Below are 11445 nucleotides of genomic sequence, written 5' to 3'. Positions count from 1 at the left end.
CGGGGCCGGCACGGGGGCGAATGCTCCGGGCGATCGGCTTGGGCATTCGCTCGACAAGTTGACAGGTCCATGCGGGCACCTGCCATTCGAGTCCTCCTCAGCTTCGCCCGTTCAGGCCCCAGAGGCGCAGAGAGTCTGTCCTCTAAGCCTCGCACCCTGGGCACGCTCTACCCCCCTCCGACTCCCCCCCGGTAAGAGCTCTGTTTTATCCACATGTGGAGGGGCGACCGATGATCCGCTCCCCCTTGGCTCATCGGCACCCACGAGTGCTAGGAAGCCCTGTCTGAGGAGGCGGACATGGCGGGCGGAGCGGGCCGTCCGGTCCCCTACCCCCCGTGTAGCCTCTGCGTTACCCATAAGTAAGTGAAAGCCGACCGAGGCCGAGCGAGGTCGCACGGCGAGCAGGGCGGTCCATCCTGGTCCCCTCCCCAACACAGGGGGGAGGGGACCAGGATGGACCGCATCACTTGTGGGTAAAGATGAGCCTGGTAAGAGGGAGAGACGGGTTTCACTTCCCCCCTTACCAGGGGGAATTCAGCAGATCGCATGGGAGAGACTCCGGGGTCACCGCCTCGCGCCGGTGGATCACCTGGCCGAAGTCGAGCCGACTCACTGAGCGACCGCACCGCCTCCCATGCCGCGCATCCCTCCGCTCGGACGCTGCAACGAGCCGGGATTCGCGATCTCCTTGGCGGCGTCGCCAGCCAGTTGCCGCGTATTCGGCTGGGGATGCTGGTACGACATCTCGCGGAGTTTCGATTCCGCGGGGGCAGCATCCTTCCCCAGGCTCTGAAGCACGGCGATCGCCGCTTCGCAGACTTCCTGTGTGGGGCTATCCAGCGCCCTGATCAGGAGGGGAACCGCGGGCACGAGGGCCGCATGCACCGCAGGATCGGTCCGGGCTGATCTCGCCTGCTGAGAGAGGGCACGGAACAACCCCGTCCGCTCGCCGCTGTCGCTCGCCGAACGTCCCAGTTCCTTGAGAATCATGGCGATGACCGCCGGCCGATCCACGGCGATCCTCCCGAGTTCATCGAGCACGGCCTGTCGAGTCTCCTGGTCCGTGCTCTCTGCCGCCGCAAGGAAGCGCGGGATGGCGCCCGCCAGGACGGCTCGAGCGTCGGCGTCGTTCCCCCGGGCTAGCCCGAAGAGCCGGCCCAGGATGAGGATTGCGCGACGAGAGTCCCCCTCTTCCTTCGAATCGAGTGCCTCCAGGATCGGCGGCACGGCGGCCTGCACCAGCGCGCGGCTCCCAGCCGGGTTGCGGGCGGGGCCGCCGAGATCGGCCGAGGGGCTGGTGTTCTCGAAATGGTCATCCAGGGCCGCGAAGATGGCCTCCCGTCGGTCCTTGTCCTTGATGGCCTTCATCAGGGCCGGAATGACCGTCGCGTTGCGATAGAGGAGCGTCGTCAACGCCCGGGCCGCCCCCTGCCGGATCTCCGTCTCGCCATCGTCCAGAGCGTGGACGAGTGCTGCGGCGATCGCATCGGTTGCCGGGAACGATTTCAGGGCAACCGACGCGCGGCGGACGTCCGGGCTCGCATCGCTCAAGGCCGCGAGGATGATCGTGATCCCCGTCGGCGAATCCGGGCTGATCGAAGCGACCGCGTTCAGCAGCGCCACACGGGCCGCGGGGTCGGCCTCGAGGGCGAAGGCCTCAACCATCGAGGCCACCGAGTCCTTACCTACGGCACCGAGCTTCTCGAGGCTGGTGGCCGCGGCGGCACGGACCTTGGGATCGGGATCCTTCAGGAGGGAAATGAGGCCCGGCAAGACGCGGCTGGCGTGCCAGCCCAGGCCGCCCAGGACGGTGGCCGTCTCCGCGCGGATGGCGGGGTCCGCGGACTTGAGCCCATCGCCGGCGGCGATGGCCTTGACCGCCCGCTCGGCCGCCTCACGCTCCCCCGGCTCCGAGATCTCCTTTGCGATCTCTCTGAGGGTCCCGAGCCCCTCCTCGGCCTCGGGGCCGAGCCCCGCGAGGATCGCCAGCGAAAGGCCGCGGACCTTCGGTTTCGCGGATCGGACGGCTCTCATGAGCTGGGGGACGGTCTGTCGCCAGGCATCGCGATACCAGGAGGGGGCGTTCCGATCCCGGATCGCGTCCAGCATGAGCTCGGCGGCCCGCGTCGCGACGTCGTCATTTGCGCTGTTGAGGGATCGGGCCAGCGAGGCGAGCCAGACGCCGCGAGCCCGGAGCTGGTCCAGGTCATTGCCCTGCTCGTCCTTCATCCTCGCCCCCGGCAGGGGAGGGGTATTATGCATCTGGACCGAGCCCCATTGGTTGATCGCGGAGAGCCGCAGGCCGGCGTTCTCCTTCTCATCCTCGATGAGCTTCAGTACGGATTGGAGCGCCTGTTTCGCCGGCTCGAGCAACGCGGGCTGGCACGATTGCTGATAGACGGCGGCAGCCCGCACGAGCGGGATAACCAGGTCCGCCTTGGCGGACGGGGCATCCAGATCCATGAGCGCGATGAGGTCGCGGGCTGCATCCATGTATTGCTTCTCGACCTGATCCCTCGCCCCAGGCAACTGATCCCATCGAAGATTGCTGATATGGGTCGCGAGCCCCGTCCGGGTCAGGTCATCGGCCCCGCGCAATGCCTTGCACAGGGCCGGCACGATCCGCGCGTCTTTCATCCCGATCGCCACGAGGCCGCCAGCGGCGGTCAGCCGCACCTGTGCACTCTGATCCTTGTCCAGTGCAGCGAGCAAGGAAGGAACCTGAAAATCGAACTTGCTCTTGACCAAGAGCACGGCGGCGCTGTTGCGGACGCGCGGGCTCTCATCCTTCGCGAGGACCTCCGCGACCGTCCGGGCCACCTCCTCTTTCTGACCCACGACGATCCCCAGGACCTGGAGGCCGGCCTGGCGAAGCTCCTCGGAGCCATCCTCCTTCACGACCCGGGACAGACGATCGATCGCCGTCGTCGACGGGCCCTCTCCGCTCAAGGCCCCGATCGCATTGACGGCCGCAAGCCGCACGGTGGGATCGGGATCGTCGATCGCGGTGACCAGGGCCGACTCCGCGCCAGGATCGGAGAGCTTGCCAAGGCATGCCGCCGCGTTCCGGCGGCAGGCGACGTCCGGATCATCCTTCAGGACCTTCGTCAGGACCGGCAGGGCCTCGACCGGCAACTTCCCCATCTCCTGCAGGGAGGTCAGGGCGTTCACGCGCACCTCCGGATCGCCGTCGCCGCAGGCCTTCAGGAGTTCCGGGACGATCCGCGCGGCCTCCGGGGCGAACCGGGCCAGCTCGGTCGCGGCCGACCGGCGGCGGAACGCGAAGGCGCTGTGCAACCTCCCGAGCTGGGCGTCGAGCGAGGCGTCGGAGGACAGGAAGTCGGAGACGACGACGGCGGCGATCGCCCCCAACACAATCACCACAAGCGCCGCGATGGCGTTCCGAACCACGGTCCGATTCACGATCAGGTCTCCCTCCGGCCAGTTCTCCCCGGGCGAGGCAACCAGCCCCAGCCCGAGGGATTTCCCCCAGCGCCGCAGGCCGGGCGCGGGGTGATGAGTGTCGCCGCATCGTCCCAGGCTACGAGTATCTGCGCAATGATGCCCTCAAGACAAGTCGTCAGCGCGCTACCGATGTCCCCGCCCCGCGGTCTCTCCCCTATTGATTGACGGGTGATAGCCTAATAAAATCGGAGTGGATGAGCTGATTCGATGACACACTGACTGTCACCACTCGATCGCTCATTCGGGTCTCGAAATCATCCCTCCCCACCATCGTGCGAGGTCAATTCGTCTCCCGCAAAGCCGACTGGTTCCTTCCTTGTCCACACTCCTAAGAAATTCGGTTTCACGGTCCCCGCGACGTTCGTACACGGATCAGGCGGCGCCGGAGTCGCCTCTTCCTGGAATCAAGGCCGGCGCGGGGATAGCGGGCTCGGCGGCGGGCCCAGTCGACCGAGGTGATGATCTCGCACGGGACCAACCCCATGCCCTCGATGGGACCAGGTCCTCGAAAAGGAACGCACCATGAAACGCTCCCGATCCCGCCCCACGAACGGACGAGGCTTCACGTTGATCGAGCTGCTGGTGGTGATCGCGATCATCGCGGTCCTGATCGCGCTCTTGCTGCCGGCGGTGCAGTCGGCCCGCGAGGCGGCACGGCGGATCCAGTGCACCAACAACCTCAAGCAGATCGCGCTGGCGGCCTCGACGTATGAAACGGCGAACGGGGCCTTCCCCATGGGGAACATGAACTTCAAGTTCCCGACCTGCGGTTCAGCATATCCCTCCGACGCGACGATCCATTCGACCTTCGTCTCGATCATGCCGTTCATGGAAAGCGGGGCGCAGTTCAACTCCTATAACCTGATCCGGCCCTTCGTCTCGGTCTCCAACACGACATCGAGCAATGTGCAGGTGAACGCCTATACGTGCCCCTCGGACCTGGATTTCACGCAGGAAGACGTGGCGGCGGGGTACGTGCCCTACGTCCACATCTCCTACGGCACGAGCCGGGGCCGGAATGAGAACATCGGCTATAACTGGGCGAATTCGGCACCGCCGGATTCCACGGCGCCCTATTACAAGAGCTGCAACTGCGACCCCGGCGACGGCATGTTCGGTTGCGAGGCTTCGGTCGCCATCTCCGCGGTCACCGACGGGACGAGCAACACGTTCCTCTTCGGCGAGATGAGCCGCTTCAAGGACGAGCCGGCCTCGCCGTTCGCGATCGGCAACATCACGATCGTCTTCGCGGACGACTACAGCGGCAAGAGCGGGATGCCGACCTCGGGCGCCTTCGTCATCCCCCGGCTCAATGCCCAGCCGGATCGCACGGGGGCCGTCTACAGCGCCTGCTTCGCCTCCGCCGTCTATCCGACCGACTGGATCAACGTCCAGGCGTGCCAGAACCTCGGCCAATACGGCTTCCGGAGCCTCCACCCGGGCGGGGCGAACTTCGCGTTCGCCGACGGCTCGGTGCGGTTCATCAAGGATTCGATCAACCTGCCCACCTATCGCGGGCTCGGCACGCGTGCCGGCGGCGAGGTCACGAGCGCCGATCAGTACTGAGGCCCCGCGAGAACCCGACACCACACCCCGGGCGGCCGGCACGGTGCGCCCGGACGCTTCCCAGACGAGGTATCAATCCGATGCGAATCTCTCCGCGCCCCCTCGCCCTGCCGCTCGTCCTGGCCTGGGTTTGCGGCTGTTCCGAGCAACCGGCCAGGCCGGCCGCCGCGCCCGTCGCCGCCGCCCCGGCTCCGGCGTCACCGACCAAGGTCTCCCGCAAGCGCGAGCCCAAGCCGCTGGCCGTCGATGCGCCGAAGAAATCGAGGCAAAACTCACCGATCTCGGACTAACCGCGGCTTGATTGCGGCACCCTGCCGGCCCGGCCTGCTCATCTCCATGCCTCTCCGCTCAGGTATCGGTCCTGGCCGTCCTGAGCGAGCCGGCGCGAGATCGCCGGCACTGGGCGAAGAAGTCCAGGGGGTTCTCGAAGACGATCCGGCGGATGAGCGCCGGGGCGTGCCCCCGCCGCTTCATCTCGAAGATGAACTCCGGCACGGCGAGCGGGTCGCTGTGGCCCCAGTCGCCGGCGGAATTCACCAGGATCCGCTCCGGCCCGTATTGCTCCACCATGTCGGCGGCGCGGGCGGGCGTACACTTGGTGATCGGGTAGAGGGTCATCCCCACCCAGTGCCCGGCCTCCAGGGCCGGCCGGATCGTGTGCTCCTCCACGTGATCGATGCAGACCCGTTCCGGCGGGATCCGGCCGTCGTCGCGGATCATGTCCAGGATCATCCGGGTCCCCATGTGCTTGTCGACCAGGTGGGGCGTATGGACCAGCACGAGCTCGCCCGTACGCGCGGCCAGGTCCAGGTGGTCGCGGAAGACGATCGCCTCGTTGCGGGTGTTCTTGTTGAGCCCGATCTCGCCGATGCCGAGCACGCCGGGCGCGTCCAGGAACTCCGGGATCATGGCGATCACCTCGCGCGAGAGCGAGACGTTCTCCGCCTCCTTGGCGTTGATGCACAGCCAGCAGCGATGCTCGATCCCGTGGTCCGCCGCCCGCTTCGGCTCGAACTGGGTGAGCTGCCGGAAGTAGTCCCGGAACCCCTCCACGCCGGAGCGGTCGAAACCCGCCCAGAAGGCCGGCTCGCTGACCATCACGCACCCGGCCAGCGCCATGCGCTTGTAGTCGTCCGTCGTGCGGGAGACCATGTGGATGTGGGGGTCGATGTAGGTGGACATTTTACCTGAACTCTCGAAAGCCATGGGATCAGGCGAAGGCGTACTGCCCGACTCACCGCACCTCGTCCCCTGCCTCCATCTTCATCGCTTCCATCCACTTCGGATCATACTCCCGCGAGAAGATGAGCTGGATCGTCTCGGCGCGGTCGGCGTCCGGCATGAGGAGTGCTTCCAGGGCCTGGCGGATCTGGCCGAGGCGCGGATCCGGGTGCTCGGGATGGTGGGCGGGGGCGCGGTCGATCCGATCGAGGGCCGCGGCGACCTCGAGGATCTTGCACCGCGTCTCCAGGAAATCGCGGTCGAGGACGGCCAGGGCGTCGCGGACGTTCGTCATCGTGGGTGCCTCCTGGGTGCAGGGCAACCGCCGGCGCTCGCGCGCGGCGGGTCCGAGCCCCTCCTTCGCCATTTTCTCAGAATCCGGCGGAGGAGGCAAATCGGACGACCGCCACTTCCACCCGGCCATCGATGCACCGGACATTCGTCATAACTCGCAGGACCCGACCAGCTCCGATTGGCGGGCGGGAGAAAAGCTCAAGCCCCGAGCGCGGATTCTTGGTTCCCCCCGTACGATTTGCTAAGCTGGATGGTCGCGGAGCCCCGGCATGATGCTGGCTTCTTCGGGGTCCCGCGGGCGTTTTGATGGAGACGAGCCATGCGTTCGATTGTCTCGCGGCTGACGGTAGGCACGACCCTCTCCCTCATCCTGGCGATGGCCGGCGGCCCGGCCCGGGGGGATGACGTCCTCTACCTGGAGACCGCGGACTGGATCCCGACGTCCGACGTGGTGGTCCTGCCCACGTCCTTCGTCACGCCCAGCTCCTACGTGCTCCCCACGTCCTACCTGCTGCCCACCACGTACGCGACGGCCTACGTGACCGAGACCGCGTTCACCACACCGACCGCCTACGTCACCCCGACGACGGTCGTCACGCCCACGACCTACCTGGAGCCGACCTTCTACGAGACCCGGTTCCGTCGGCGGGGGCTCTTCGGCCGACGGCTCGTGGAGACGACCCGAGCGTACTACGTCCCGACGACCGCCTATTACCCGACGACCTACTTCTACCCGACGGTCTATGCCCCGCGGACCGTCGTGGATACGGCGGTGGTCCCCAGCAGCTACCTGGCCGCGTCGGCCGCGACCTCCTGCTGCGGCGATCAGGCCGCCACGACCGTCGCCCCGGCCGCTCCGATTCGCCGCGTCCCCGCCGAGAAGACCCCCGCGGCCTCGCCGGCAACGCCCACCACGCCCAAGACCGGCCAGGTCGAGCGACGGGCACCGTTGACGAGCGAGCCGGAAGTCGAGCCGATGAGCTCGGACGTGCCCGAATTGCCCGCGACCGACGCCGGCGCCCAGCCGACCAGCGCCAAGTCCCCCCAGGGCCGATCCGACACCTCGCCGCCGCCGCCGCAGGCCCCCGCCCGTCCCCAGGACTCCGCCGGAAAGACGACCCCAACGCCGCCGGCCGGCGGCAACGCGGGGGGAAGCACGCCTGCCAACACCGCCAAGCCCCAGGCCGGAGGCGGAGGCGGGACGAAGCCGACCAACACCAATCCGGCGCCGGGTGCCGCCAATGACACCCTCGCCCCGGTGGCCCCGGCGGATGGCGATGAGCTCGAGGCCGCGCCGCCGGCCGGCGGCTCCAACACGGTCCGTCGCGAATCCCAGCGTTACGTCCCCTCCCCGGCCTCGAGGAGCCTCCCCGCGGAACGACGCAACGTCCTCTTCGGCCGCGTCAAGGCCCGCAGCAACAATGAGTACGAGGAAGGGGTCCGGGTCACGCTGGTGAGCAAGTCCAACGCCTACCAGGACCGCGAGGGCCACAGCGACGCCTACGGGCGGTTCGCGATCAAGGTCCCCGACGGCGACTGGTCGGTCCGGGTCACCATGCCCAGCGGCAGGAGCTACGCCGTCAGCGAGATCACCGTCAGCAACGGGCTGATCAGCGATGATATCGGCCGCGATATCCCGAGCCTGATCATCACCCGTTGATCCCCGACGACGAGCCAGAACTGGGCGGCCGCGTGCCTCTTCCTTTTCACGGCGGCTGCCCGGTTCCCGGATCGCGCAAGGAGTCGCCGCCATGGACCAGACCGACAAGGAAATCCCCGAGATCCGCCTCTGCGAGGTGTCCAACGAGGCCGAGGCCGCCATGGTCGTCAGCCTCCTCAACGAGGACGGCGTCGCCGCCCGGAGCGACGCGACGGGCGCCGCACCCGCCTTCGGCGGGCTCCCGTTCGAGTCCGGCCACGTGATCCTCGTCCCCGCGTCCGAGGCCCACAAGGCCTGCGCCATCCTCGGCAGGTATCCCCATTTCAAGGACCTCAGGAACGTCCACGAGCCGCTGGACTGAATGAGTCGAGGAATGGCGGCGGGCTCGGCTCATGTCCCCCACCGTGGAAAAACCCCTCCGCATCGCCCTGGTCGTCAGCTATTTCCATCCCTTCGCCAGCGGCGCGGAACGGCAAGCGCTGGCCCAGGGTGCGGAGCTCGTCCGCCGCGGGCATACCGTCCACGTCGTCACGCGAAGCGTCCCGGGATATCCGATCGACGATGAGGAATACCGGGGCCTGTACATTCACCGCTGGATCCGCACCTGGGACCGCGGGCCGCTCTTCGCGATCAGCTTCGTCCGGGGGGTGATCCGGGCCCTGACACGGCTCCGGGGCGAGATCGACCTGGTGCATACCCATCAGGGCCTCTGGGAAGCCGTGGCCACGGGCCTTGGTCGCGTCCGCCTGCCCGGCCTCCCCACGCTCGTCCAGCCGGCCAGCGCGGGATACTACGGCGAGGCCGATGAGCTGAGGAGGACCCGGGGGGCGGGGCTCCTCCGCCGCCTGATCCTCCGCAACACGGCGTTCGCGGCCATCTCCGCGGAGATCGAGCGGCAGTGGCGAGAGATCGGCGTGCCGCCCGGGCATCTCGTCCGGACGGCGAGCGGCGTGGACGCCGATCACTTCCGGGCCGGCGAGAGCGCCGTCGAGGCGGGCCTGCTCCCTCGCCCTCGGGTCCTGTTCACCGGCAGGCTGCATCCTCAGAAGAACCTCCCGATGCTCCTGGAGGCGTGGGCGGAGGCCAGTCGACGGACCGCCGGCAGCCTGATCCTCCTGGGGCCCGGCGAGGACCGGGAAGCCCTGCGGCGCCTGGCCGAGGAGCTCGGCCTCTCCGGGCGCGTCCAGTTGGCCGGCCCGGTCGCGGATCCCGCCGACTATCTCCGGGCGGCCGACGTCTTCGTGCTGCCGAGCGTGGCCGAGGGGATGAGCAACTCCCTCCTGGAGGCGATGGCCACGGGCCTCCCCTGCATCGCCTCCGGGATCGGCGGCAACGTGGACCTGATCGCCGACGGCCGCACCGGCCGGCTCGTCGCCGAGCCGTCGCCCCACGCCTGGGCGGAGGCGCTCGTCGAGGTCCTCTCGGACCCGGAAGGCTCGAGGCGGATGGGCCTCGCCGCCCGCTCGGAGATCGAGTCTCGGTACGCGCTCGGCGTGGTCGTCGATCGGTATGAAGCCCTCTACCGTGACATGATCGCCGGCCGGTGGCCGGCGTCGGCGTGAGCCGCGGCTCGGTTCATGGTGTATAATTCCGCGGATTTCAAGGGACAGCACACCGTCGACGCACCAGGTTGGTCCCACGGGCCAGGCGCCGATGGTCCGCCGCCCCTTCCTGCCTCCTACCGTGCACTCGCGATGATCCCACGGCTCGGCGCGCCGATCGTTCTGGCCCATGGCCTCTTCGGGTTCTCCCGGATCGGTCTCGGTCCGCTCACGCTCACCACCTACTTCCGGGGCATCCCGGACGCCCTCCGCGCCGCCGGGAACCGGGTGATCGTGACGCGAGTCCACCCCATCGCGGGCGTGGAATTCCGCGCCCAGCGGCTCGGCTACCGGATCCGCACCGCACTCCCCGAGGGGCCGTTCCACATCATCGGCCACAGCATGGGGGGGCTCGACGCCAGGCTGATGATCGAGGAGCCCCACTGGCGATCCCGGGTCCTGAGCCTGACGACGGTCGGGACGCCCCACCTGGGGACTCACCTGGCGGATTTCGCCAAGCTCCGCGTCGGGCGGGTGTACCGGCTGCTCGAGCGGATGGGGCTGGATCCCCGCGGATTCCTCGACATCACCCGCCTCTCCGCCCGACGATTCCATCGCCGGCACGAGGCGCCGGCCGACCTCCCCTGCCACAGCGTGGCCGGGATTCCGCCGGATGGAGAGGTAACCTGGCCCCTGCACCGATTCCATGACATCCTCCAGGAGCTGGAAGGGCCCAACGACGGCCTCGTCTCGGCCCAATCGGCGGAGGCGTTCGGTTCCCCCCTGCCCGCCTGGCCCGCCGACCACCTGCGACAGATGAACTGGATGACCCCCGCGCCGGAATCGACCTGTCCTCCGATCCCGGATCTCTACGCCCGCATCCTCAATCAACTTGCATCGCTGGGCTTTGCCGCCGATCCGCGGGTGGCCTGAGTCGTCGACCCCGCGGAGGGCGTCGCGAATTGTCCACGCCGGGGATGCGTCCTCGGAACGGAACGAGCGGGAAGGACTTGAAGGATCCGGCACGAGAACGGATCATGAAGGAGTCTAGCCTGGCCCGGAGCCTGAAGCGGCGCTCCTGCGCGCGGCCTTGTCTTCGATCACGGTGAGCCCGACTGGATTTCAGTCCGGCGGAACGGGAGCGGACATGAAACGGCACCTCATCTTAATGCTGGTGGTGATCGCGGCCTCCACGACCGTCAATCGCGCGGCTCGCGCCCAGGTCACCGGCTCGATCCTCGACATGAGCGCCGAGATCGAGAGTCAGCGGAAGGAAGCCCGGTCGAAGCTCAAGGGGGGCTCGGCGATCGCTCCCCCGAGCAGTGCGGCCCGCAGCTCCTCGGCGGATCCTTACGGCCGGATGGACATGGCGGGGCACCAGCCACCCAGCTATCCCCTGCTCCGAAGCAACGCCGCCGGCGAGACCCCCGCCTACATGGCCCGGGGCGCCTACAACCCGAATCGCCGTCGCGCCGCGACCGGCGCGGCGGCGGCAAGCCGACCGGCCGGGACGGCCGCCGCCAGGCGAACCACCGCGTCGGGGACGTCTCCCGCCGTCTCGCTGGGTGGTCCCCCTCCGCTCCCCACCTCCGGTTCCTCGAAAGCGGCCGCATCGAAGTCGCCGATCCGCTCCCGCCGGAGTTCGACCGCGAAGTCGGCATCCGGGCCGCCGCCCCTGCCGTTCTGATCGGATCGAAG

The 11445-nt window shown here is 68.4% G+C and carries 10 protein-coding genes; 7 read left to right on the top strand and 3 right to left on the bottom strand.

Annotation, left to right across the window (positions count from 1 at the left end):
* Positions 1-609 precede the first annotated feature (609 nt).
* Positions 610-3423: a HEAT repeat domain-containing protein gene (locus G6O54_RS09270; RefSeq protein WP_165223669.1), complete on the bottom strand. Its 2814-nt coding sequence runs from the start codon at positions 3421-3423 to the stop codon at positions 610-612.
* A 564-nt stretch (positions 3424-3987) separates the two neighbouring features.
* Here G6O54_RS09270 and G6O54_RS09265 point away from each other — a divergent pair.
* Together G6O54_RS09265 and G6O54_RS09260 are read left to right on the top strand one after the other, a co-directional pair.
* On the top strand, positions 3988-5031 hold the full coding sequence (locus G6O54_RS09265; RefSeq protein WP_165223745.1) for a DUF1559 domain-containing protein: 1044 nt from the start codon (positions 3988-3990) through the stop codon (positions 5029-5031).
* 80 nt (positions 5032-5111) lie between these two features.
* Complete coding sequence (locus tag G6O54_RS09260; RefSeq protein WP_165223664.1) at positions 5112-5321, top strand: hypothetical protein; 210 nt, start codon at positions 5112-5114, stop codon at positions 5319-5321.
* A 58-nt stretch (positions 5322-5379) separates the two neighbouring features.
* Here G6O54_RS09260 and G6O54_RS09255 read toward each other — a convergent pair whose 3' ends face one another.
* Complete coding sequence (locus G6O54_RS09255; RefSeq protein ID WP_165223661.1) at positions 5380-6213, bottom strand: TatD family hydrolase; 834 nt, start codon at positions 6211-6213, stop codon at positions 5380-5382.
* 52 nt (positions 6214-6265) lie between these two features.
* On the bottom strand, positions 6266-6547 hold the full coding sequence (locus tag G6O54_RS09250; protein ID WP_165223658.1) for a hypothetical protein: 282 nt from the start codon (positions 6545-6547) through the stop codon (positions 6266-6268).
* Positions 6548-6865: 318 nt separating this feature from the next.
* On the opposite strand from G6O54_RS09250, the gene G6O54_RS09245 reads away from it, so the two are divergent.
* The 5 genes from G6O54_RS09245 (at position 6866) to G6O54_RS09225 (ending at position 11434) form a co-directional block, all read left to right on the top strand.
* Positions 6866-8206 (top strand): hypothetical protein, encoded by a 1341-nt coding sequence (locus G6O54_RS09245; RefSeq protein WP_165223655.1) that lies wholly within the window; start codon positions 6866-6868, stop codon positions 8204-8206.
* A gap of 91 nt (positions 8207-8297) precedes the next feature.
* On the top strand, positions 8298-8567 hold the full coding sequence (locus G6O54_RS09240) for a hypothetical protein (RefSeq protein WP_165223652.1): 270 nt from the start codon (positions 8298-8300) through the stop codon (positions 8565-8567).
* A 31-nt stretch (positions 8568-8598) separates the two neighbouring features.
* Complete coding sequence (locus G6O54_RS09235) at positions 8599-9768, top strand: glycosyltransferase family 4 protein (RefSeq protein ID WP_165223649.1); 1170 nt, start codon at positions 8599-8601, stop codon at positions 9766-9768.
* 132 nt (positions 9769-9900) lie between these two features.
* Positions 9901-10680 (top strand): lipase family alpha/beta hydrolase, encoded by a 780-nt coding sequence (locus tag G6O54_RS09230; RefSeq protein ID WP_165223646.1) that lies wholly within the window; start codon positions 9901-9903, stop codon positions 10678-10680.
* 214 nt (positions 10681-10894) lie between these two features.
* Positions 10895-11434 (top strand): hypothetical protein, encoded by a 540-nt coding sequence (locus G6O54_RS09225; RefSeq protein ID WP_165223643.1) that lies wholly within the window; start codon positions 10895-10897, stop codon positions 11432-11434.
* The last annotated feature ends 11 nt before the right edge of the window (positions 11435-11445 follow it).

This window comes from Aquisphaera insulae (genome assembly GCF_011064615.1).
In the GTDB taxonomy this organism is placed as follows: domain Bacteria; phylum Planctomycetota; class Planctomycetia; order Isosphaerales; family Isosphaeraceae; genus Aquisphaera; species Aquisphaera insulae.
Note: the sequence above shows the minus strand (reverse complement) of the source record. Positions and strands in the feature narration are given on the sequence as shown.